Source organism: Croceicoccus hydrothermalis (assembly GCF_022378335.1).
GTDB lineage: Bacteria > Pseudomonadota > Alphaproteobacteria > Sphingomonadales > Sphingomonadaceae > Croceicoccus > Croceicoccus hydrothermalis.
In genome coordinates this window covers 22,510-45,772 of the sequence record NZ_JAIQCI010000003.1, presented here as the reverse complement: position 1 = coordinate 45,772, position 23,263 = coordinate 22,510, and the positions used below count along the sequence as shown (strand labels likewise).

Below are 23,263 nucleotides of genomic sequence, written 5' to 3'. Positions count from 1 at the left end.
GAACGACCGCGTGAGCCGCGCGCTTTTGCCCCCGCTGCGCTTCGCGTCCGGGCGTGCCGGGCTTCGCCGGATCCTCGCGCCGGCTGATTACCATGCCCTCGGCCGGTGGGCGGGCGGACGGGTCTGCCTGCTGCTTGCGGCGACGATCCCTGTATTCACCGTGTTTTCGGATCGGGCCGGACCCTGGGTCATGGGGGCATGGTTCGCAATCATCTGCGCATTGTCGGCGGCACTGATCCGGATGGAACGGGGGTTTGTGCAGCAAGTGCATATCGTGCCACCCGCGCCGGATCGGCACCAGCATTGCGGCACGATCGGACTTGCCGCGCTGGCGTTCGCGCTGCCGACCGCGCTTTTCCCTGGCACCGCGATGGCGGGGCCGGGGCCGCATTTCGCGGCGATGCAGGTTTTGCTGTGTATCTATGTCGTGGCATTGGCGAGGGCGGCGCGCACCGCGCTGCTTTTCGCCGCGATCTTCGGCATCGGCGGGGCGGCCGGACTGCTCGTCGGCGGCGGGCTGGAATGGGGGGCGGGCGCCGCGGCGGCACAGCTTTGCACTGCGGCGCTTGCGGCGGCGGGGGCAGTTATCGCGGGCCGGCTCGTCACCGCTCTGGATACGGCGCGGGCGGGCGCGCGGGAAAGGGAGGAGACGCTTTCGCTCCTGCTCCGCGAGGCCGAGGATGACCGCGCGGAATGGCTTTGGCAGATCGACGGTGCGCGGCGGATGCGCCACGTATCGCCCCGCTTCGCCCAAACGCTCGGTATCGATGCGCTGGCGGCCGAAGGGCTGCCCCTGATCCAGGCGATTGCGGGTGAGGGGTGGGAAACCGGCGCGCTGCCCGCGTCGCTGCGCGATCTTGCCGAATGCTTGAAAGAGCGGAAGCCGTTTTCGAACATGATCGTCCGCGTGCATGTGAATGGGGCGGCGCGATGGTGGGCATTGTCGGGCACGCCGCTATGTGACGAAGGCGGCAGGTTCGCGGGGTTTCGCGGGGTCGGGTCGGACGTCACCGAACGCACTGACAATGCGCAGAAGGTCGCCCGGCTTGCCCGCTATGATCAGCTGACCGGCCTGCCCAACCGCATGATGCTGAACGAAGGCCTGCGCCGCGCGATGAGCGGCGCGGCATCGCCGCACGGGCGTTGCGCGTTCCTCATCATCGACCTCGACCGGTTCAAGACGGTCAACGATACGCTCGGCCATGGCATCGGCGACGGACTGCTGAGGCAGATGGCACAGCGCCTGCGCGCGATAATGGGTACAGGCGACATGTGCGGGCGGATGGACGGCGACGAATTCGGCATCGTCATGACCGGCGACGTCAGCGCGGAGGCGGTGCAGACGATGGCCGCCACCATTATCGAGCGATTGTCCCGGCCCTACGATATCGACCGGCATGCGGTGCATATCGGCCTGCGGATCGGATCGGCGACCTATTCGGGGGGCGGGGATACGGAGCAGTCGCTCATGCGGCGTGCCGATCTCGCGCTCGAACGCGCTAAGGAGGCGGGCGGGGGCATCCATCTCGCTTACGAGCCGGGCATGCAGGCCGAGGCGGACAAGCGCCGCGCGCTGGAGCATGCCTTGAACCAGGCGATCGAAAATGCGGAACTCGACCTGCAGTTTCAGCCGGTCGTGGATACGCAAAGCGAGAGCATCGTCGGGTTCGAGGCGTTGCTGCGCTGGAACAGTGCGGCGCATGGGCGCATCGGGCCCGATGTCTTCATCCCCATTGCGGAGCGTACCGGCGCGATCGTGCCGATCGGCGAATGGGTGTTGAACCGCGCCTGTGAAGAGGCGGCGAAATGGCCTGCGCATGTGCGGCTTGCCGTCAATGTCTCTCCCGAGCAGCTGCTCAATGAAAATTTCACGCCGGCCCTTTCCCATGCGCTCGACAGGACTGGGCTTGCGCCCGCGCGGCTGGAACTGGAGATGACGGAGAGCGTGTTCCTGCGCGACGGGGCGGCGGTACAGGCGACCTTCCGCCGGATCGAGGCGATGGGATGCACCATCGCGCTCGACGATTTCGGGACGGGCTATTCCTCGCTCGGCTATCTGCGCACGCATCGTTTCTCGACCATCAAGATCGACCGCAGCTTCGTGCAGGGCGCGACGAAGAACAGCGCGGAGAGCGTGGCCATATTGCGCGCCGTGGTCGCCCTGGCCGATGCGCTCGACATGACGACGACGGCCGAAGGCGTCGAAAACGACAGCGAGCTTGAAAATATCCGCCGTCTCGGCTGCACCCGGATTCAGGGGTTTCTTTTCGGAAGCCCGATGGATGCGCGCGAGGCGCTTGCCCTGTTCGGCGCGCAGGCCGTCACCTGAAGCCCCGCGCCGCGGCGGTTACGCGACGCTCAATCCGTCCATAACCCCTTCGAACAGGGCGCGGCCATCGGTGCCGCCATGCACCGGGTCCACGCTGCGTTCTGGATGCGGCATCATGCCCAGCACGTTGCCACCCGCGTTCAGCACGCCGGCAATGTCGCGCGCCGAACCGTTGCAGTTTTCGGCATATCGGAAGGCGACGCGGCCATCCCCCTCGATCCGGTCGAGCGTGTCTTCGTCCGCGAAATAATTGCCGTCGTGATGGGCGACCGGAATCGTGATGCGCGCGCCCGTTTCATAGCGCGCGGTAAACAGCGATGTGCCATTTTCCACGATCAGCGGCACCTCGCGGCAGATGAAGGAAATGCCCGCATTGCGCATCAGCGCGCCCGGCAGAAGCCCCGTTTCGGTCAGCACCTGAAACCCGTTGCACACGCCCAGCACCGGAACGCCGCGACCCGCCGCATCCGCAACCGCGCGCATGATGGGGCTTCGCGCCGCCATCGCACCCGAACGCAGGTAGTCGCCATAGGAAAACCCGCCCGGCACCGCGATGAAATCGAGTCCGTCCGGCAAGGTGGCATCGCCGTGCCAGATGCGCGTCGGTGCGCGGCCCGTGATCGTTTCGATGGCCACGGCCATGTCCCGGTCGCAATTGGAGCCGGGGAAGGTGATGACGCCTGCGGTAAAGCCCATTACGCCTTCTCTATCGTGTAATTCTCGATGACCATGTTGGCGAGCAGCTTGCGGCACATCTCGTCCAGTTGCGCGTCGCTGGTATCATCCGCGACGTCGAGCGCGATGAGGCGCCCGGCGCGCACGTCGTTGACGCCGGCAAAGCCCAGCCCTTCGAGTGCGTGGTGGATGGCGCGGCCCTGCGGGTCGAGCACGCCCGGTTTCAGGCTGACGTGGACATTTACCTTCATGGCGGGCCTTTCGCGAATGGGCTTTGTAACTGGCCCGCCGGTAATGCGACCGGCGGGGAAGGGCAAGTGGGCGCTATTTCTTGCCGCGCAGCTTGCGGTGGTGCGAAAGGTCGGCGACCTCGCTCGGCCCGTCTTCCTGCAACACGCCGAGCCGGCGGGCGACTTCCTGATAGGCATCTTCCTCGCCGCCCATGTCGCGGCGGAACCGGTCCTTGTCGAGCTTTTCCCCGGTGGTCATGTCCCACAGGCGGCACCCGTCCGGGCTGATTTCATCGGCGAGGATCACGCGCGCATAATCCCCGTCCCAGAGCCGCCCGAACTCCAGCTTGAAATCGACGAGCCGGATGCCGACCGCGGCGAACATGCCGACGAGGAAATCGTTCACCCGGATCGCCATGCTGGAGATGTCCTGCATCTCCTCGTTCGAGGCCCAGCCGAAGCAGGCGATGTGTTCCTCCGCGATCAGCGGATCGCCCAGCGCATCGTCCTTGTAATAATATTCGAGCAGGGTGTGCGGCAGCGGTTCGCCTTCCTCCAGACCCAGCCGTTTGGAGATCGAGCCGGCCGCGACATTGCGCACGACGACCTCGATCGGGATGATCTCGCACTGCCGCACGAGCTGTTCGCGCATGTTCAGCCGGCGGATGAAATGCGTCGGGATGCCGATATGCGTCAGGCGGGTGAACACGAACTCGCTGATGCGGTTGTTGATGACGCCCTTGCCGTTGATGGTGCCGCGTTTCTGCGCGTTGAAGGCAGTGGCATCGTCCTTGAAATACTGAATGATGGTGCCCGGTTCCGGGCCTTCATACAGGATCTTGGCCTTGCCTTCGTAGATCTGGCGACGTCGCGACATTGCAGTTCCTTGGTCAATCGTCGGTTTCGGCATGCAGGTCCACCGATTCGGCGGCGGCGCACCCTGCCGGGGCGAAGGTCTGCCCCTTATGGCAATTGCGGCGTTCGCGCAACGAAGCGCGCCTATCGCCCGTCGTCATGCGGCGCGGCGGCCTGCATCGCGTTCATCTCGTCCTTCGCCTTGTCGATGAGCGGGCCGAGCGTCGCGCGTTGCACCAGCACCGAAAACAGCACGGCGGCGAATGTCGCGGCGAGCAGCAGGTCCCGGATCGGCCCGGCCGGCAGGGTCAGCACGAGCGCGATGGAAATGCCCCCGCGCAATCCGCCCCAGATGAGCACGCGGCGGGCCGCAGGCTGATTCGTGCCGCGCCGCAGCCGCACGGCCAGCAGCGAAGCGCGCACCGCGATGGCGCGGGCGAGAAGGGCGATGGGGATCGCCGCCATCCCGACCCAAAGCTGATTCCAGGCCGGCACGATGGCGATCACCTCCAGCCCGATAAGCAGGAACAGCGCGGAATTGAGCAATTCGTCGATCACCTCCCAGAACTTGATGAGATAATCGCGGGTCGTGTCGCTCATCGCGTGAAGCGTCCCCTGATTACCGATGAGCAGCCCGGCGACCGCCATCGCCAGCGGGCCGGAGATATGAAGACGCGTGCACAGCGCATAGCCGCCCATGACGACGGCCAGGCTGATCAGCACCTCGATCGGGTAATCGTCCATCGACCGCATCGCATAAAACGCCGCCGTTCCGGCGATGAGGCCGACGAGGATGCCGCCGCCCGCCTCGATCGCGAAGAGGCGCGCACCCTCCGCCACCGAAAAATCCGCACCCGACACCGCCGCGCCCAGCAAGATGGTGAAGACGACGATGCCAACACCATCGTTGAACAGGCTTTCGCCCGTGACCGTCGCCTGCAACAAGGGTGGCACCTTCATCTGCTTCATGATGCCGAGCACGGAAACAGGATCGGTCGGTGCGATCAACGCGCCGAACACGAAGCACCAGATCATCGGCAATCCCATGCCGAGCAGCATGACGAAGCCATAAAGCGCCAGCCCGACAAGCACGGTCGAAAGCACCACGCCAATGGTCGAGAGCAGCAACACCGGCAGCCATTCGCGCCGCAACGCGCCAAGATCGACGTGAAGCGCCCCGGCAAAGAGCAGGAAGCTCAGCATTCCTTCGAGCAGCGTGTCGGAAAAATTCATCCGGACGAGCATGTCCGCGACCCAGTCGTCCATCGCGAGGCCGGGCGCGATCGCGTTGGAGATCAGCAGCAGTACCGACACCGCCGCCCCCATCACGGTCAGCCCGATCACATTGGGCAGCCGCAGGACATGATAGTTCACCCAGCCCAGAACGGCGGCGGCCACCGTGACGATGGCGGCGAGGTCGAAAGCGGAAAGCGGCGCGGCGGAATGGTTCATCCCTGCGTGTCTAGGGTCAAAACAGCCTCGCGCAAAGCCGGCGTGTAAAAAGCGCCGCGCCGCGCTCGCTTATCCGGGCATGGCCGCGGGCGGACCCACCGGTTTTGCGAGCCGCAGCACAAGCCAGCCGCCGATCGCCGCGATGACCGACCCGCCCAGCACGCCGAGCCGGACCATGTTCTGATCCGTCGGATCGGCAAAGGCGAGGCCGCCGATGAACAGGCTCATGGTAAAGCCGATCCCGCACAGGAGCGACAGCCCGTAGACATGCAGCCACCCCGCATTTTTGGGCAAGGGCGCGAGCCCCGACCGCACCGCGGCGAAGATGGCACCGAAAATGCCGATCTGTTTCCCGACGACGAGGCCCAGCGCGATGCCCAGCGGCAGCGGCGTGAGAACCGCCGCCGCCGACATGCCGCCAAGCGCCACGCCCGCGTTGAAAAAGCCGAACAGCGGGATGATGCCGAATGCCACCCATGGATGGAGCCCGTGTTCGAGCCGGTGCAGCGGGGCGTGCCCCTCCGCATTGCCCGGCCCCGCGAGCGGCACGGTGAGCGCGACCGCCACACCCGCAAGCGTCGCGTGAATGCCCGACAACAGCACTGCCGCCCAAACGCCCAGCCCGACGATGGCATAGACCCACAGATTGCGGACCCCCATCCGGTTGCACACGATGAGCAGCGCCAGCCCCGCAAGACCCGCGCCCAGCCATGGCAGCGACAGATCCGCCGTATAGAACAAAGCGATGATCATCACCGCGACGAGATCGTCGATCACTGCGATCGCGGTCAACAACACCTTGAGCGAAGTGGGCGCCCGCGAGCCCAGCAGCGCGAGAATGCCGAGTGCAAAGGCGATGTCGGTCGCCGCCGGAATGGCCCAGCCGCGCGCGAGCGCAGGATCGCCGCCCGCCACCAGCATGTAGATGATCGCCGGCACCGCCACCCCGGCGCCCGCGGCCAGCGCGGGCAGGATGCGGCTCGCCCCCGTGGACAGTTGCCCTTCGATGAACTCGCGCTTGATCTCCAGCCCGACGAGCAGGAAGAACAGCGCCATCAACCCGTCATTGATCCAGTAATCCACGGTCAACGGGCCGAGATAGGTCGCCTTTATCGCGAAATATCCGGTGCCGAGCGCCGTATTGGCGACCAGCATGGCGGCGGCGGCGGCCCCCATGAGGAGAATGCCGCCGGCCGCCTCGACCTGCATGAATTCGCGCAGGGTCTGGATGATACTGCGTGGGTGGAGCCGCTTTGCCATAAATGTCCTGCTTGTCTGCCTTCCTGCCATGCATGGCAGGAAGGAGCCGCAGGGCCAAGGCGCAAGCTAGATCGAGAAACGAATTGCAACACGGATGTCGCGGCCGGGCATGGGCACGAAATCCTTGGTCAGGCTGGCATGGCGGCGCGCGGTCACGTCGAACAGGTTGTTGGCCGACACGATCAATTGCGTATCGTTGGTATCGCCGAACGGGTGCCATCCCGCCGACAGGTTGACGAGCGTGTAATCGTCGGTGGGCGTCTCGAACCCGGCGACGTCGTCCTGTGCAAAGGCATGCTCGACCTCCGCCCGCATCGAGAACGGACCGGCCTCCGCCTCGATCCCCGGCAGGATGCGCAGCGGCGGAATGCGCGGCAGCGGCGTGCCGTCCGCCAATTGCGCGTCGATGTAATCGAACACGAGATCGCCGCGCAGCGTGAACCCGTCGCGCACCACGAAGGGCGCCGCGATCTGCCCCTCCAGCCCGAGCCAGCGCGCATCCCCCTGCGCATAGGCGAACAGGGGCAGGCCGTCGATCTCCCGCCCGGTGTCGCTCGCATAGATGAAATCGTCGAACCATTGGCCATAGGCCGCGAAATGAACATGGGCAGGGCCGATATCGCCATCGATCCACCCTTCGAGACCCCATGCGCTCTCCGTCCCGAAATCGGTATTGCCGAGTTCGTAGGATTGAGTCGCGATATGCGCGCCGTTGGAGAATAGCTCCTCCGAACTCGGGGCACGTTCGGCGCGCGATCCCGTGATACCCGCACGCAGACCACGCGACAGGCGGCGCGACACCGTCGCCGCGCCCGACACCGCGTCGAAATCCCGGTCCACCGCCATCGTCTCCTCGCTTTCCAGCGCGGTCATCACCGCGTTGGAGGATACGCTGCTGCGTTCGTACCGGGCGGCGAGGTCCAGCTCCCACGGGGCGAAATCGAATTCCTGGAGCGTGAAGATGCCGAACTGGTCGCTTCGGCTGGCAGGGACGAAGGCTTCGGCGCCAATCGCGTCGAAATCGCGCGTATAAGCTTGCGCGCCGGTCACGCCGCTCCACCGTCCGCGCTGTGCCTGCACGAGGTCGAGCCGCCCTTCGAACGCCTGGCTGAAAAACCGGGTGCCGACTTCGGCGCCTTCGAATTCGGTATGCTCGTAATCGGCGTATCCGGCGCGGACGCGAATACGGTCGAGCATGCCGCCGCCTGTATCGACCTCGGCCCGGACGTCGCCGCGCCACTGCCGCAGGTCGATGCTCACGCCGTCCCCGCCATGGCCGTGTTCCTCGTGATCATGGTCGTGATCGTGTTCATCGTCGTGATCTTCCCCGGCCTCTTCCTCCCCATGGGCATGTTCCGCGCCGGGACGTTCGGGGACGCCATAACGGCTGTCGAACAATCCGACCGAGAAGCCGAGCGAACCGGTGTCGGTGATGACGGACAGCCCGCCGCCCAGCGTGTATTGCCGGCTCGCGCTATCGGGCACGCGGCCCCGGCGATTGGCGAGTTCGAGCGCTTCTTCCGCTTCGTCCAGACGGCCTTCTGCGCGCTCCTCGGCGGCGATGGCGGTCTGCTCCGCGCGGAGGCGGGGGCCGAGGACATAGCCGCCGGCCTCGAAATCGTCCGTTTCGCCATAGCTGCCATCGACGTGCAGCACGATCCGCTCCGACAGGGCCAGATCCGCCGCCGCGCCGCCGCGCCGCTCGTCCGCATTGGTGCCGAGCGTGCCGGTCGCCTGAAGATCGAAGCCGCCGGTCGGCATGCGGCGCGGGATGCGACGGTCCACCACATTGACCGCGCCGCCGATCGCCTGGCTGCCGTAGAGCAACACGGCGGGACCGCGCAGAACCTCGATCCGCTCAGCGGTGAGCGGGTCGATCGCCACGCCGTGATCGGCGGAATTGGCCGACAGGTCGAGTGCGCCCAGCCCATCGGTCAGCACCGCGACACGCGAGCCGGTAAAGCCGCGCAGCACGGGCCGGGAGGCACCCGGCGCGAAGGATGTGGCCGAAACGCCGGGCTGCCGCGCGAGCACGTCGCCGACCTGACCGCTCATGTTCCGCAGCAGCTCGGCATCCTCCACCACCGATTGCGCCGACAGCACGTCGAGCGTGCGCAACCCGTCGACCGACACGATGATCTCCATGTCGTAATCATCGGCGGACGTGTCCGCGGGCGGCGGCATTTGCGCCGCTTCCTGCGCCAGAACCGGGGTGGACAGGGCAAGGAGCGAGGCAGCGGCAAGAAAGCGCGGGGTGCGCGAAATAGGCATGAGAATCGAAAATCCCTCTACGGAAGCGATGAATTGCATGGTGTAATGTTGTATCATTACGATCGTGCGCAAATCTTCGCAAGCCCCGCAAGCAGGTTCGCAAAGATTTTCGGAAGGGATCAGACGGAAGGAACCGGGCGTCAGCGACGGCCCGGGGGCATCAGGCGACCCACGGCCCCTGTATTGCGAGCGTCATCGCAGGGCTGTACGCATTGACGAACAGGGTCTTGCCATCAGGCGAAAAACAGGCGCCCGCAGGCTCCGTCTGTATGCGCAGCCGCCCCAAGGCATAGGGCCGCCCGTCCGGCGTAATCCCGCGCAGATGATTGTCGACCACCTCGGTATAGGCATCCTCGCACACGATGAGATGGCCGTTCGGCGCCACGGTGAGATTGTCGCCATAGTTGAACTGCTTGATATCGCTCGATTCGAAGAACAGCTGCAGCCGGTCGCTGCGCGGGTCGAGGCGGAAGATCTGCCCCAGCTTCTTCGCCCCGCCGGAGGTGCAGCAGAAGAACATCTCGCCATCGCCCATGTGGATGCCTTCGCCCCGCGCGAACACGGTCGCGCCAAGCGCCGCGCCGCGGGTGCGCAGATCGTCCTCGGGCGCCTCCACATTGTCGAGATCGATCCAGCGGACGCGCCATTCGCTGCCCGGCGGCATTAGCGTTTCGGTCCAGTTGCGGCTGTCCTGCGGCCCGGACATCAGCGCCAGCGCCTGCAGCCGCCCGCCCTCCGCAAGCCGCCCCTGCGTCGTGGGCGTGAAGCGATAGAGCAGCGAATCGTCGCGGTCCTCGGTCAGGTAAACCATGCCCGTGGCCGGATCGACGATCGCCGCCTCGTGATTGAAGCGTCCCATCGCGGTCAGCGGGACCGGATCGACCAGCCCTTCATGCGCGGCGGGCACCTCGAAGACATAGCCGTGATCGCGCGACAGCACCCGGCCGCCCGAACCCTCGCCCGCGCGGGACGTGTTTTCCTCGCACGTCAGCCAGCTTCCCCAGGGGGTCGTGCCGCCCGCGCAATTGCGGATCGTCCCGGCGAGCGAGCGATATTGCCGCTCCACCCGCAACGTTTCGGGGTCGAGCACCAGTGTCGTCGTCCCGCCCGCCAGCGCGGCGCCGCCGATATGGTCGTAATGGCTGGCAAAATCGCCGGCGGCATCGTGCTGCGGCTGAAGCTCGTGATTGCGGACGAGTGCGATCCGCCCGTCGGCGAGCAGGAAGCTGCCCATGCCATCGGCGCGGTCGGGCACGCGGGCGCCGTCGTCCATCGCATCGCCCAGCCGGGAAATGACACGGTAGGAAAACCCCTCCGGAAGATCCATCAACCCGGCCGGATCGGGCACGAGTGGCCCATAAAGCTGTGCCGCCGGCGCCGGGTTCAACCCGGTGCGCCCGGCCATGCACCCGGTGGCGAGCAGCGCGCCGAACGCGCCCGAGGTGTTGCGCAAAAAGCCGCGCCGATTGACCGAACCCATCATGATAACCCTTGAAACCATTTTCCGCGCCCGCCTTAGCCGCTCTCGATGACAGCGCCAAGACACCCCGCGACTGCCTCCGGTGGACAGGTTCCGCCGATCATGGCCGGGCGCGCCATCGGGGGCGGTGATCGGATGAACGAATTTGGAACCCGATGCTCTCTCATGCGCTTAGCGGGCAAGAAGCGGGAGCCATCTAACGTGAAGACCAAGCTTATCATCAACGGACAGGATCGCGACCTCGACGCCGATCCGCGTGTCACCCTGCTCGACGCGCTGCGCAATCATCTCGGGCTTCCCGGCGCGAAGAAAGGGTGCGACCATGGGCAGTGCGGGGCATGCACCGTGATCGTGAACGGCCGGCGGGTGAACAGCTGCCTGACGCTGGCGTGCATGCACGACGGCGATGCCGTCACCACGATCGAGGGGATCGGCATGGCCGACGATCTCGATCCGCTGCAACAGGCGTTCGTGCGGCACGACGGCTATCAATGCGGCTATTGCACGCCGGGGCAGATCTGCTCCGCACGCGCCATGCTGGACGAGGCGGAGGCCGGCTGGCCCAGCTTCGTCAGCGAGGAGATGGATGGCGCCATCGACCTATCCCAATTGTCGGACGAGGAAATTTCGGAACGGATGAGCGGCAATATCTGCCGCTGCTCCGCCTATTCCAACATCGTCGATGCCATTCGCGAAATCGCGCACGAAAAGCAGGGAGCATCGGCATGAGGCCGTTCGAATTCCAACGCTGCGACACCGTCACCGATGCGCGGCAGGCGGGTGCCGATGGGTCGCGCTTCATCGCGGGGGGCACCAATCTGCTCGACCTCATGAAGCTGCAGATCGAGACGCCGGACGATCTCGCCGACATCAACCGCATCGGGCTCGACACGATTGACGAGACGGACGAGGGCGGTCTGCGCATCGGCGCGCTGGTCCGCAATTCCGACTGCGCCGCGGATGCCCGCATCCTGCGCGATTATCCCGTGCTGGCCCGTGCGATCCTTGCAGGGGCCAGCGGCCAGTTGCGCAACCGCGCGACCACCGGCGGCAACCTGTGTCAGCGCACGCGGTGCAGCTATTTCTACGACACCGCGATGCCCTGCAACAAGCGCGAGCCGGGCACCGGTTGCGGCGCACGTGGCGGGCAGAACCGCAACATGGCCGTTCTGGGCACGAGCGAGCATTGCATCGCGACCTATCCCGGCGACATGGCGGTGGCGATGTATGCGTTGGGCGCGACGGTGGAGATACAGGCCGCCGACGGGGGCACGCGCCTCCTGCCCGTGCGGCAGTTTCATCGCCTGCCGGGTGACGCGCCGGAACGCGACAACGAACTCGACGAAGGGGAGCTCATCACCGCCGTCCTCCTGCCGAAACCGGTGGGCGGAAAGCAGGGTTATCGCAAGGCGCGGGACCGGGCGTCCTACGCCTTTGCGCTGGTGTCGCTCGCCTCGGTGATCGAGGTTGCGGACGGCAAGATCGCCCGTGCTGATCTGGCGTTCGGCTCGCTCGGCACGCGGCCATGGCACGATCCGCGGGTGGAACAGCTGCTCGTCGGAGAGGCGCCGTCGAAGGCGCTGTTCGAAAAAGCCGCCGACACCCTGCTCGCCGAGGCGAAAGGCTTTGGCGGCAATGATTTCAAGATACCGCTCGCCCGCCGCATGCTGATCGCGACGCTCGCCGATGCGACGGGACTCAACGCCGCAGGAGAACCGGCATGACCGAGACCAGAACGATGGACCGGCCCGACCGCCGCAATATCCTCGACGAGGCGGCGCAGGGCGTCATCGGCACGCCGATGGACCGCCCCGATGGAAAGCTGAAGGTCAGCGGCACCGCGACCTATGCCCATGAATACAACCTGCCCGGAACGGCGTATGGCGTGCTGGTGCGCGCGACAACGTCTTCGGGCCGGCTCGCCCATGTGAACGAAACGTCGGTGGCGGATATCGACGGCATTCTGGGCGTATATTCGGATGAGCGTTTCCTGCGCAATCCGGCGCAGGGCGGCGCGAACGAGGCACCGGTACAGGGCACCGACATCGATTATTTCGGGCAGGCGGTCGCGCTGGTCGTCGCAGAGACGTTCGAGGCGGCCCGCGATGGCGCGACCCGGATTCAGCTCCGGCTCGACGCGGACGACGACGGCGTTTTCGACCCCGCATCGTCCCCGCCCGAAGCGCAACCGGACGAGGCGGTCGATCAGGGCGATCTTTCCGCCGCGATGGCGGAGGCCGCGCACAGCATCGACGTGACCTATACCACGCCCGGCCACAACAGCGCGGCGATGGAGCCGCATTGCTCCGTCGCGGAATGGCAGGACGGGAACCTGATCCTGCGCGGCAGTTACCAGATGCTGAAATATAACCGGAACGAGATTGCCGACGCGCTCGGCATCGACCCGGCCAAGGTGCGCATCCTGTCGCCTTATGTCGGTGGCGGCTTCGGGTCGAAGCTGGGCATCGCGCCGGAGGCGGTCGCCGCCGCCATCGCGGCAAAGGCGCTGAACCGCCCCGTATGCGTCGCATTGACGCGGCAGCAGGTGTTCGAAAACGTCATGCGCCGTTCGGAATCGAAGCAGCGCGTGCGTCTCGCCGCCGACAAGGACGGCAAGCTGTCGGGCCTCGGCCACGAGGCATGGGTGTCGAACCTGCCTGAGGAAAGCTTTGCCGAGCCGGTACTGCAGGCGACGCATTTCCTGTATGGCGGGGACAATCGCAAGCTCGATCTCTACCTCCACCGCGTCAATCGCATCTGTGCCGGGTCCGTCCGCGCGCCGGGGGAGGCGATCGGCATGCAGATACTCGAAAACGCGATGGACGAGCTTGCCCACGAGGCGGGCATCGATCCGGTCGAACTGCGCATTCGCAACATCCCGGACATGCACCCGGAAAAGGACATCCCCTATACCTCGCGCAAGATGGAAGAGGCGCTGCGTACAGGGGCCGACGCGTTCGGATGGGACAAGCGGCCCGAGAAACCCGCAACACGGCGCGAAGGCGAGTGGCTCGTCGGCATGGGCATGGCGACCGCGGCCCGCGTCAACATGTTGCAGGCATCGGAGGCGCGCGTCACGTTGAAGGCCGACGGGACCGCGATTGTCGAAACCGACATGACCGACATCGGGACCGGCACCTATTCCATCCTGACGCAGATCGCGGCGGAGATGCTAGGCCTGCCGAGCGAGCGGGTCACGACCATCCTCGGCGATACGGACCTTCCGCCCGCGGCCGGTTCGGGCGGGTCGTGGGGCGCGGCATCGTCCGGGTCCTCCGTCTTCGTCGCGTGCGAGGAAATCCGCGAAAGGATCGCCGAACGGCTGGATTGCAAACCCGACGCGCTTACGCTCAAGGACGGGCAGGCGATTTGCGGCAACCGGTCGACACCGCTCGCCGAACTGCTCGACAGCGACATCTGCGTCGAGGGCCGCATCGAAAGCGGGAAGCTGGCCGAAAAGGTGCAGAGTGCGACCTATGGCGCGCATTTCGCGGAGGTCGCGGTCAATGCGGTCACCGGCGAAACCCGCGTGCGCCGCATGCTCGGCGTGTTCGGTTGCGGGCGCATCCTCAATGAAAAGACCGCGCGTTCGCAATGCATCGGCGGGATGACATGGGGCTTGGGGATCGCGCTGCACGAAGATCTGATGTTCGATCTTCGCGACGGGCATCTGACCAATCGGGATCTGGCCGAATATCATGTGCCGGTGAACCTCGACGTGCCGCAGCAGGACGTGATCTTCATCGACGAGCGCGACGGCGAATCGAGCCCGATCCAGGCGAAGGGCATTGGCGAGCTTGGCATTTGCGGCGCGGCGGCGGCGATCACCAATGCGATCTTCAACGCAACCGGCGTGCGCGTGCGCGATTATCCCGCCACGCTAGACAAGATCATCGCCGAAATGGCTTAATCTTCCGTCCGCTCGGGGTCGGCGGCGTACAGATCCGCGGGGGTGTCGATATCGAGCGCCTCCGCGGCCGATAGGGGCAGGGTGACGATCGCGTGTGCGGGATCGCGCAGCAGGTTGCGCGCGCCCGTATCGCCCTCCGCCCCGGAAAGCTGCGCGAACCAGTCGCGCCCAAAAATCGCCGGCGGGCCGGGGGGCATGTCGTCCGGCCGCGCCGCGACCAGCGCGTCCCCGCGATCGCGCCCAGCGCGGAGCAGCGCGGCGATCGTTTCGTGCGAGATGCGCGGCATGTCGGCCAGCGTGACGAGCAGGAACCGCGCGTCGTTATCGGCGGCATATCGCGCGGCGAGGGCAAGCGAATGACCCATCCCGCGTTCCGGCGCCGTGTTGCGGATGACAGCCACATCGGCCCTGTCCCACCTGTCTGCCCGCGCGGGGTTCAGCACCACGGCACGCCCCGCAAAGGGAAGGCTGTCGAGCGCGGCCATGCTGGCGTCCAGCACGCGCGTCCCCATGATCGGCGCCGACAGCTTGTCCCCGCCGAAGCGCCGCGACAATCCCGCGGCCAACGTCACGGCAACGACCTGTTCGGGCGCAATCACGCCGGACCTGCGCGTTTCTCGATTCGTTCGTATTCGGCGACGATCTCGGCAAGCACCGACAGCGCGAGCACCGCCGGGTCGCGCGCCTGTGCGATGAGGCCGACCGGCCCGTGCATGCGCGCCATCGCGCCGGGTTCGAGTTCGCAACTTTCAAGGAACAGCGCGCGTTCCTCCCGCGCGGCGCGCCCACCCTGCGCCCCGACATAGAACGCCGGACCGCGCAGTGCCCATGGCAGGATCGCGCGTTCCCATTCGTGATCGTGGAACAGCACCACGACCGCCGTCCACGGATCGAGCGGCAGCTGAGGCGCCTGACCAAGCGAAAGGCCCGTGCCGTCCTCCCCATGCGGGCGGAGTGCGACCGTGGCCGCGCCGAAGGTTGCTGCCTGCCGCTCGAACGCGGAAAGCTCCGGCCCGGTGCCGACCGCGACGATCCGCAATTCGGGGATATAGTCGCGCGCGCCCTTGTCGCAGGGAAGAGTGATCCGTGCCGTCCGTCTTTCATTCAGCCGTGCGACGGCGCGGGACAGCAGCGCACGGTCGGGCGCGGGATCGACGCAGATGGCGATCCGCGATCCGCACGGCAGGCGCAGATCCATCGCATCGCCCGCCCCCCCGAAATGCAGCACCCGCGCCGGCCCGCCCTGCCGCGCCGCATCGACGAGCGCGGCCTCCAGGCATCCGTCCGCCATGCTGCCGACGACGCTGCCATCGGACTTCACGCAAAGCTGCGCACCGAGGCGGCGCGAAAAGCTGCCGTCGATCTCGACAATGGTGCATAGCGCGCCCCCGTCGGCGGCGGCACGCAGGGCGGCGGTGTCGTTATGCGGAAATTCGGGAACGGAAATGGGGCAATCTCGCTCAAGCTGCAGGGCCGGGTTGGCGTATGACGGGCCAACCGGCGCGGGTACAAATCGTTTCCCGATCCGCATAGCGACAGGAGCACAAGGACACCATGACCGATCAGTATACACCGCCCGAAGTGTGGACATGGGAAAAGGAAAACGGCGGCACGTTCGGCGCGGTCAATCGCCCAACGGCGGGCGCGCGGACCGAACGCGACCTGCCGACAGGCGACCACCCGTTTCAGCTTTATTCCCAAGGCACCCCCAACGGGCAGAAGGTGACGATCATGTTCGAGGAACTGCTCGCCGCCGGGATGGAGGCCGAATATGACGCATGGCCGATCCGCATCATGGAAGGTGACCAGTTTTCCAGCGGTTTCGTCGACATCAATCCCAATTCGAAGATTCCCGCGCTTCTCGACCGCAGCGGGGCCGAACCGTTCCGCATTTTCGAATCGGGTGCGATCCTCATGCATCTGGCCGAAAAATTCGGGATGTTCCTGCCCAGCGAGACGAAAGCGCGGGCAGAGACATTGTCCTGGCTGTTCTGGCAAATGGGCAGCGCGCCTTATCTTGGCGGCGGGTTCGGCCATTTCTACGCCTATGCGCCGGTAAAGATCGAATATGCCATCGACCGTTTCGCGATGGAGGCGAAGCGCCAGCTCGACGTGTTGAACCGCAATCTCGCCACCCGCGAATATCTGGCGGGCGACGACTATTCGATTGCCGATATCGCGACATGGCCGTGGTATGGCGCGCTGGTCATGGGGAAGGCGTATGACGCGGGCACGTTCCTTCAGGTCGAGGAATACGAGCATGTGCGCCGCTGGGCCAGGATGATCGGCGAGCGCAAGGCGGTGCGCCGCGGCCGGCTCGTCAATGATGTGAGCGACCGCGTCGGCGGCATCGCGGAACGGCACGATGCCGCCGATCTCGACGCACTCGATACCTAGGCGTCGATATGGGTGAGCGGGCAAGATGGCTTTGCTACGCTCCGCTCTACCCATGATGATGACGGCGTCGTCCGCACGATGACGGAGTGACCGGAACCTTACGGGTCCGGCCACCCCTTCTACGCTCATTTCGCATGAGAGCGATAATCGGTGCGGTAACGCTGGCCATCCATGCGGGCATTCGCCGGCGAATTGGGCGTGACATGCCCATCATTCGCAAAACCCTCTCGACGCGAACGGTGCGATTGACGACAAGGTTGCAAAGCACAAGAGGCGAGGGGACTTTCGACACATGCTGAGCTGGATCGGGCTGATCGGCGGTCTGGCGCTGCTGATCTGGATGACGGTGCGGGGTATCGACATTCTGATCGCGGGGCCGGTCGCCGCCTTTGTCGTGGCGGTGACGGCGGGGCTGCCGCTGCTGCCGCCGCTCGCCGGTTCATTGCCAGGCGGGGGGGCAGCGCCCGATTTCGCCAGCAGCTACATGGCCGGATTTGCGAGCTTTCTTGCCGACTGGTTCTTCATGTTCCTGCTGGGCGCGATATTCGGGGAGGTGATGGCCGCATCCGGGGCGGCCACATCGGTGGCGCGGGCGATCACGCGGCGGCTCGGCAGCCGTTATGCGCTGGCCGCGACGGTGCTGGCCTGCGCCGTGCTGACCTATGGCGGGGTCAGCGTGTTCATCGTCGCCTTCGCGGTTTACGGCCTTGCCGTCGAATTGTTTCGGGAGGCGGACCTGCCGCGCCGCTTTATTCCTGGCGCGCTGGCGTTCGGGTCGGTAACGTTCACGATGACGAGCGCCGGATCGCCTGAGATTCAGAATCTCATCCCCATGCCCTTCCTCGGCACCGATGCCTATGCCGGGTGGCAGGTCAGTATTGTCGTCGCCGCGTTCATGGCCGCACTCGGCTATGCGTGGATCGCGCGGATGGTGCGGCATGCCGTCGCCGGTGGCGAGCGTTTCGCCGCCCGCGCGACCGATGCGGATTTCGCCGTGGATACGCGGCTGCCGTCACCGTTGCTGGCGATGCTGCCGCTTGTGGGCGTGCTCGGCATGTTTTTGTCGACGCAGGATTTGGGCAAATGGGCACTGGTCGCCGCGCTTTTGACAGGGGTGGCGCTCGCCTGCATGGTGGGATGGGCGCAGCGGGGGCAGTTTCCCGCCGTATTCTCCCGCGGGGCGACCGGTGCGGTCGTGGCGATCACCAACACTTGCGCCGTTGTCGGGTTCGGCTCGGTCGCGAAACTGTCGCCCGCCTTTGCCGATGCGCTCGCCGCGGTGCAGGATATTCCGGGGAGCCCGCTCATCGGGGCGGCGGTCGCGGTGACCGTGATCGCCGGCCTTACCGGGAGCGCGTCCGGCGGACAGACGATTGCCCTGCCTCTCATCGCGCCGCATTACCTCGATGCGGGGGCGGACCCGGCGGAATTGCACCGGACCGTGGCAATTGCGTCGGGCGCGCTCGATAGCCTGCCACACAATGGCTATGTCGTGACGACGATCCGCGCGGTGTGCGGCGAAACCCATGCCAGCGCCTATACCGCGGTGGGGGCGACCACGGTGGTGGTGCCGGTGCTCGGCACGATACTGGCGCTCGCGCTCTTTACCGCGTTCTGACCCTCGTGATCCGGGGCCGCGTCACATGGGAAGCGTCACAGGCGGGGAAGCGTCACAGGCGGGGAAGCGTCACAGGCGTGGAAGCGTCACAGGCGGGGAAGCGTCACAGGCGGGGAAGCGTCACAGGCGGGGCAGGGTGACCCCGCGCTGCCCCATATATTTGCCCGCGCGGTCGGCATAGCTGATCTCGCACGGCTCGTTCCCCTGAAGGAAGAGGAACTGGCACGCGCCCTCGTTCGCGTAGATCTTGGCCGGAAGCGGCGTGGTGTTCGAAAACTCGAGCGTGACATGCCCCTCCCAGCCGGGTTCGAGCGGGGTCACGTTCACGATGATTCCGCACCGCGCATAGGTCGATTTGCCGAGACAGATGACCAGCACGTCCTTCGGCACGCGGAAATATTCGACCGTGCGGGCCAGGGCAAAGCTGTTGGGCGGGATGACGCACACGTCCGTCTTGCGGTCGACGAAGCTGTTGGCGGCGAAATCCTTGGGGTCGACCACGGCGGAATCGACATTGGTGAAGATCTTGAATTCATCCGCCACCCGCGCGTCATAGCCATAGGACGACAGGCCGTAGGATATGCACCCGTCGCGGCGCTGCGCCTCGGTGAAGGGTTCGATCATCGCATGGCTTTGCGCCTGTTCGCGTATCCAGCGGTCCGATTGTATCGCCATCCGGTATCCCTCCTGCCTCTGCCCGTATTCGCGACCGCCTGCGATGCCGCATCATCGCGCGCGGTGCAATCCGTTTGGCTATCGCGCCACAATCCAGCGCAGCGGAACATCCACCGGCCCCGTTTCACGCGCATCGTTCGCGGTCCAGTAATCCCAGGCCCGCCTGCCATATTCCGGCATCATCCAGTTGCGCGTCAGCCATAACGGCCGCTGCGACCGCGCGGCAAAGCCGTATTGCGCCTCGAATGCCGCATCGGGGGCGAGGATCGCGCGCTTGCCTGCGTGCATCTCGATCTGGTTGAGGAAGGTGACGAGTTCCGCCTCCAGCGCGGCATCGCGCACGCGCGGTGTGCACGCCTCGCCATTGCCGCGCAGCACGACGGCGGGAGGCAACAGCACCGATGCGCGCGGCACCAGCGTCATGAAATTCGCCGATTGCGCGTCGGCGCTGCGGCAGGGGTCGAAGATGTGCACCGCGCCGACCGAAAGCCCCGCGGCGAGCGCCCGCTCCATCTCGCCCGAGGCGGCGGGATTGCGACCGTCGGCGCCGATGCTCGCGGTAATATAGGCGAAGCGCGCGCCCAGCGTCGGGAGCGCCTCCATGCGAATGTCGCGCTCCTACTCGCCAAGCCAGACGCCCTGCAACGGATATTCCGACAGGTCCGGAGCCCAGTGCGATGCCCGCCACCATGCCGCCGCCCCGCCGATCAGCGCCAGCGCGAGGGCGGCAAGCACGACCGTGCGCCAGATGCGCCGGGATTTTCGCCGGGCCATGCGCGCCTCAACCGCGAATGTGCAACACGCAGATCAGCGTGAAGAGACGGCGCGCGGTGGCGAAATCGGTTTCCACCTTGCCCTCTAGCCGTTCGACCAGCAATTCCGCCGCGCGGTTGTGGACGCCGCGCCGCGCCATGTCGATGGTTTCGATTTCCTGCGCGCTGGCCTTTCGGATCGCCTGGTAATAGCTGTCGCAAATGGCGAAATAATCGCGGATCGGACGGCGAAACCGGGCCAGCCCGATAAGCAGCGTTTCGAGCAATGTTTCCGATTCGTCCGAAATTTCGATCGACAGGCGCCCGTCCACCACGGCCAGATTCAACCTGTACGGGCCGACATGCCCGTTGCCGAAGGCGCGCAGCGGTTTGAAGCTGTTTTCCTCGATCAGGTCGAAGATCGCGATCCTGCGTTCCTGCTCGATATCGGGGTTGCGCCACAATATCGTCGCTTCGTCCAGGGTGACGTCGATGATGCGGGGGTCGGCCATTATGACACAGCCATTGCAAATGCAGCGATGCGGCACAAGCGCTGGTGTCGCTACTCCACCGTCTTTCCAATATCGGCGAGGTCGGCGGGCGTGTTGATATTGGCCGGCGGGCAGGGGGCATCGACCATGCGCGCGCCCGACAATTGCGCGAAATGGACAAAACTGTTCCGCCCCGGCCCGGTCAGCAAGCGTTCGAGCACCGGCAGCGTCGTAACGGGCCAAAGCCCCACGACCGGCTGCGACGAAAAGCATGCCGGCCCGGGCGAGAGCAGCGCCGGCGTGTCGGCGGGCAATCCCACGCTGTCCACCCCGCACGCCAGCACCGCGCCATAACCGCCATCGCGCGCATGGCGCAGCGCCCCCGCCAACCCGCCGAGCGGGCCCATGTCGGCCGCCGGCCAGTCGGCGACCGTGGTGGCGGGCGCCTCGACACGGCCCGCCACCACGACATCGCCGCACCACGCCCGCAATTGCCGCACCGCCCGGTCAATCAGTGTTTCGCCATCGAGCAGGGCCAGCGCCTTATCGCTGCCGAAACGGCGCGATTGCCCGCCGGCCAGCACGCATCCCATCAACATGTCCGCCATCATTCGCCTTTCCCCGCCCAATCGCCCGAATGCGGCGCAATAGACCGCCGGTCCCGGTGTTCGTTGTTGACGGATGCCATGTCATCGGGTCAATCCCCTCGCATTGCATCGATGCTTTCACCCGACGCGAAAGGCGCAAGGCTCCTTCCATGTGGCAGCTCTACCAATTCCCCCTGTGCCCCTTCAGCCGCAAGCTGCGCCTGTTGATGAGCGAGAAGAACATCGCCTTCACGCTGGAGCGGGAGAACCCGTGGGACACGCGTGAGGCGTTCTATCTCATGAACCCGACCGGGCGCACCCCCGTCGTACGGCATAGCGAGAAGGGCATCGTGCTTGTCGACAGCAAGGCGATCGCCGAATATTTCGAGGAAACGGTCGACAAGAACCCGATGATCAACGGCACCGCGACCGGGCGGGCGGAAATTCGCAGGCTGGTCGCGCTGTTCGATGAAAATTTCTATGGCGACGTGGTCGCGCCGTTGACGATGGAGCGGATGACGAAGCGCATCGTGTTGAAGGAGGCGCCGGATTCGCGGATCCTGCGCGCCGCGATGCGGCTATGCGACGAACATCTCGATTACGTCGACTACCTGATCGACAACCGCCCCTGGCTGGCCGGGCCGACGATGAGCCTCGCCGATCTTGCCGCCGCGGCGCAAATTTCTGTGGCGGACTACCTCGGCGGGATCAACTGGTCCGGGCACGAACAGGCCCGCAGCTGGTATTCCGTGTTCAAGAGCAGGCCGAGCTTTCAGCCGCTCCTGTCCGACCGGATGGAGGGGGTCCACCCGCCGCGCCATTATTCCGACGTCAATGCCTGAACGCGATTCCGGCCTGAGCGCGATCCCGGCTTCAACGCGATGCCGTTCGGCCCTGCAATTCAGCTGTCTGTTTCGGTAAAGCGCCCGTGCTTGCGAAAGCGCGTCATCCAGCGGTCGAGGTAAAGCGTCATCGGGCGCGGCGTGACGCCGAGCGCGTCCAGTCCCGGCTTATCGCCGCTCGCCACATTTCCCTGCGCGAGCATGGCATACTGGTCCGCATTGATCGGCCCGCCCGGTAGCGCGCCCATCACCTTCGCCATTGTCCTCCCCACCGCGTCGGGCAGCGGCAAAAAGGTCGGATCGCGCCCTTGCGCCTGCGCGATGCGGCGATTGATTTCCAGCATGCTCAACCGTTCCGGCCCGGCGATTTCGTAGATCTTTCCGCCATGTGCATCGCTGCCCTGCAACGCGGCCAGCACGGCGGCGGCGGCATCGTCGACGTAAAGCGGCTGCAACTCCGCTTCGGGCGCGAACACGGGGAGGGCCGGGAATTTCGAGATCAGCCCGCCGAACATGTTGAGGAATTCATCATCGCCGCCAAACAGGATCGAGGGGCGCAGGATCGTCGCATCGGGAAAGGCTTCGAGGACGGTGCGTTCGCCCACGCCCTTGCTGTGCTGATACGGGATCTGCGAATTTTCATCCGCACCGATCGCCGAAACATGCACGAACGCCATGACGCCGGCCTCTCGCGCGATCTGCGCGACGCGGCCCGCACCTTCGCCCTGGATCGCGTTGAGATCGCCTTCGAACGCACCGACGAGATTGACCACCGCATCGGCGCCGGACACCGCGGCGCGGACGCTGTCGGCATTGGTGATGTTGCACCGGGCGAACTGAATCTGCCCCAGATTCGCCAGCGGCTTGAGCGAATGGCTGCGTTCCGGATTGCGGCTCGCAATGCGAAGGCGCGCACCGGCTGACAGAAGATCCTGCGCGACATGGGTCCCGAAAAACCCGCTTCCGCCGATCAGCGTGACGAGCTTCCCCGAAAGCCGCGCCGGGTCTTTCGCCCCGGCATATCGCGTATCCGCAAAATTGGAGGACGCCATGCCCCACCCTTTCTCTGTCGATCGTTTGCCGCCCGCTGCGATACTAGGGGCGCTCAATTGCGGCCTGCTTTGGCACAGCGCGCGCCGGTTGGGCAAGCAGGCTGTGCAGACGGGTGGATACAGGGGGCGGAAAAATTTTTGAAGTTTTGCGGCACGATTGCGTTGACACCGCGACCCGCCCCCGATAGTGGCCCCCTCCTACCCGCAAGACAGCGCTTTGGCTGATGACTTGCACCCGTGCCCAGATGGCGGAATTGGTAGACGCACCAGCTTCAGGTGCTGGCGCTCGCAAGGGCGTGGAGGTTCGAGTCCTCTTCTGGGCACCATTTGTTCTTCTCACGTTCTCCCAAATAATCTATAAAACCCGCAGAAATCCTAGGGATTTGG

General features: G+C 65.8%; 22 protein-coding genes and 1 tRNA gene. 8 read left to right on the top strand and 15 right to left on the bottom strand.

Going from position 1 to position 23,263, the window contains the following annotated elements:
- Window positions 1-10 precede the first annotated feature (10 nt).
- On the top strand, window positions 11-2,329 hold the full coding sequence (locus K4G67_RS02320) for a putative bifunctional diguanylate cyclase/phosphodiesterase (protein ID WP_239804797.1): 2,319 nt from the start codon (window positions 11-13) through the stop codon (window positions 2,327-2,329).
- A gap of 18 nt (window positions 2,330-2,347) precedes the next feature.
- Here the strand turns inward: K4G67_RS02320 and purQ are convergent, their stop codons facing one another.
- From purQ to K4G67_RS02285, 7 genes are all read right to left on the bottom strand, one after another.
- Window positions 2,348-3,025, bottom strand: a complete 678-nt coding sequence (purQ, locus tag K4G67_RS02315) for a phosphoribosylformylglycinamidine synthase subunit PurQ (RefSeq protein ID WP_239804796.1) — start codon at window positions 3,023-3,025, stop codon at window positions 2,348-2,350.
- Window positions 3,025-3,255, bottom strand: coding sequence for a phosphoribosylformylglycinamidine synthase subunit PurS (gene purS / locus K4G67_RS02310; protein WP_202083285.1), 231 nt, complete (start codon window positions 3,253-3,255; stop codon window positions 3,025-3,027). Before purS ends, purQ begins: the two co-directional genes overlap by 1 nt.
- 73 nt (window positions 3,256-3,328) lie before the next feature.
- On the bottom strand, window positions 3,329-4,111 hold the full coding sequence (purC, locus tag K4G67_RS02305; RefSeq protein ID WP_202083287.1) for a phosphoribosylaminoimidazolesuccinocarboxamide synthase: 783 nt from the start codon (window positions 4,109-4,111) through the stop codon (window positions 3,329-3,331).
- A 122-nt stretch (window positions 4,112-4,233) separates the two neighbouring features.
- Window positions 4,234-5,541, bottom strand: a complete 1,308-nt coding sequence (locus tag K4G67_RS02300; RefSeq protein WP_239804795.1) for a cation:proton antiporter — start codon at window positions 5,539-5,541, stop codon at window positions 4,234-4,236.
- 69 nt (window positions 5,542-5,610) lie between these two features.
- Window positions 5,611-6,801, bottom strand: a complete 1,191-nt coding sequence (nhaA, locus tag K4G67_RS02295) for a Na+/H+ antiporter NhaA (RefSeq protein WP_239804794.1) — start codon at window positions 6,799-6,801, stop codon at window positions 5,611-5,613.
- Window positions 6,802-6,867: 66 nt separating this feature from the next.
- Window positions 6,868-9,072, bottom strand: coding sequence for a TonB-dependent receptor (locus tag K4G67_RS02290; RefSeq protein ID WP_239804793.1), 2,205 nt, complete (start codon window positions 9,070-9,072; stop codon window positions 6,868-6,870).
- Between the two features lie 160 nt (window positions 9,073-9,232).
- Complete coding sequence (locus tag K4G67_RS02285) at window positions 9,233-10,573, bottom strand: alkaline phosphatase PhoX (protein WP_239804792.1); 1,341 nt, start codon at window positions 10,571-10,573, stop codon at window positions 9,233-9,235.
- 144 nt (window positions 10,574-10,717) lie between these two features.
- On the opposite strand from K4G67_RS02285, the gene K4G67_RS02280 reads away from it, so the two are divergent.
- The 3 genes from K4G67_RS02280 to K4G67_RS02270 are packed head-to-tail and all read left to right on the top strand — an operon-like array spanning window position 10,718 to window position 14,462.
- On the top strand, window positions 10,718-11,281 hold the full coding sequence (locus K4G67_RS02280; RefSeq protein ID WP_239804791.1) for a 2Fe-2S iron-sulfur cluster-binding protein: 564 nt from the start codon (window positions 10,718-10,720) through the stop codon (window positions 11,279-11,281).
- Window positions 11,278-12,276, top strand: a complete 999-nt coding sequence (locus tag K4G67_RS02275) for an FAD binding domain-containing protein (RefSeq protein ID WP_239804790.1) — start codon at window positions 11,278-11,280, stop codon at window positions 12,274-12,276. The genes K4G67_RS02280 and K4G67_RS02275 overlap by 4 nt, the downstream gene beginning before the upstream one ends.
- Window positions 12,273-14,462, top strand: coding sequence for a xanthine dehydrogenase family protein molybdopterin-binding subunit (locus K4G67_RS02270; protein ID WP_239804789.1), 2,190 nt, complete (start codon window positions 12,273-12,275; stop codon window positions 14,460-14,462). The genes K4G67_RS02275 and K4G67_RS02270 overlap by 4 nt, the downstream gene beginning before the upstream one ends.
- On the opposite strand, the gene K4G67_RS02265 is transcribed toward K4G67_RS02270, so the two are convergent.
- Together K4G67_RS02265 and K4G67_RS02260 are read right to left on the bottom strand one after the other, a co-directional pair.
- Window positions 14,459-15,061 (bottom strand): nucleotidyltransferase family protein, encoded by a 603-nt coding sequence (locus K4G67_RS02265; protein ID WP_239804788.1) that lies wholly within the window; start codon window positions 15,059-15,061, stop codon window positions 14,459-14,461. The two genes, K4G67_RS02270 and K4G67_RS02265, sit on opposite strands and share 4 nt — an antisense overlap.
- A complete protein-coding gene (locus K4G67_RS02260) occupies window positions 15,058-15,993 on the bottom strand; it encodes an XdhC family protein (protein ID WP_239804787.1) in 936 nt (311 codons plus the stop codon). Before K4G67_RS02260 ends, K4G67_RS02265 begins: the two co-directional genes overlap by 4 nt.
- Before the next feature lie 23 nt (window positions 15,994-16,016).
- Between K4G67_RS02260 and yghU the strand changes: the two genes are divergently transcribed.
- On the top strand, window positions 16,017-16,859 hold the full coding sequence (yghU, locus tag K4G67_RS02255; RefSeq protein ID WP_239804786.1) for a glutathione-dependent disulfide-bond oxidoreductase: 843 nt from the start codon (window positions 16,017-16,019) through the stop codon (window positions 16,857-16,859).
- A gap of 292 nt (window positions 16,860-17,151) precedes the next feature.
- Window positions 17,152-18,477 (top strand): GntP family permease, encoded by a 1,326-nt coding sequence (locus K4G67_RS02250; protein ID WP_239804785.1) that lies wholly within the window; start codon window positions 17,152-17,154, stop codon window positions 18,475-18,477.
- Between the two features lie 120 nt (window positions 18,478-18,597).
- Here K4G67_RS02250 and dcd read toward each other — a convergent pair whose 3' ends face one another.
- The 5 genes from dcd to mobA form a co-directional block, all read right to left on the bottom strand.
- Entirely contained in the window at window positions 18,598-19,152 is a 555-nt protein-coding gene (gene dcd, locus K4G67_RS02245; protein WP_239804784.1) for a dCTP deaminase, read from the bottom strand.
- 78 nt (window positions 19,153-19,230) lie between these two features.
- Window positions 19,231-19,755, bottom strand: a complete 525-nt coding sequence (locus tag K4G67_RS02240) for a glycoside hydrolase family 25 protein (RefSeq protein WP_239804783.1) — start codon at window positions 19,753-19,755, stop codon at window positions 19,231-19,233.
- 15 nt (window positions 19,756-19,770) lie between these two features.
- Window positions 19,771-19,926 carry a hypothetical protein gene (locus K4G67_RS02235; protein WP_239804782.1) on the bottom strand — a complete coding sequence of 52 codons (156 nt, stop codon included), beginning with the start codon at window positions 19,924-19,926 and terminating at the stop codon, window positions 19,771-19,773.
- Window positions 19,927-19,933: 7 nt separating this feature from the next.
- On the bottom strand, window positions 19,934-20,416 hold the full coding sequence (locus K4G67_RS02230) for a UPF0262 family protein (RefSeq protein ID WP_239804781.1): 483 nt from the start codon (window positions 20,414-20,416) through the stop codon (window positions 19,934-19,936).
- Window positions 20,417-20,466: 50 nt separating this feature from the next.
- Window positions 20,467-21,006, bottom strand: coding sequence for a molybdenum cofactor guanylyltransferase (mobA, locus tag K4G67_RS02225; RefSeq protein ID WP_239804780.1), 540 nt, complete (start codon window positions 21,004-21,006; stop codon window positions 20,467-20,469).
- Between the two features lie 146 nt (window positions 21,007-21,152).
- Between mobA and K4G67_RS02220 the strand changes: the two genes are divergently transcribed.
- The gene (locus K4G67_RS02220) at window positions 21,153-21,824 is read left to right on the top strand and encodes a glutathione S-transferase family protein (protein WP_239804779.1); all 672 of its coding nucleotides are present in this window, start codon (window positions 21,153-21,155) and stop codon (window positions 21,822-21,824) included.
- Window positions 21,825-21,883: 59 nt separating this feature from the next.
- On the opposite strand, the gene K4G67_RS02215 is transcribed toward K4G67_RS02220, so the two are convergent.
- Window positions 21,884-22,876: a complex I NDUFA9 subunit family protein gene (locus K4G67_RS02215; RefSeq protein ID WP_239804778.1), complete on the bottom strand. Its 993-nt coding sequence runs from the start codon at window positions 22,874-22,876 to the stop codon at window positions 21,884-21,886.
- A 239-nt stretch (window positions 22,877-23,115) separates the two neighbouring features.
- Here K4G67_RS02215 and K4G67_RS02210 point away from each other — a divergent pair.
- Window positions 23,116-23,202, top strand: a tRNA-Leu gene (locus tag K4G67_RS02210).
- Window positions 23,203-23,263 lie beyond the last annotated feature (61 nt).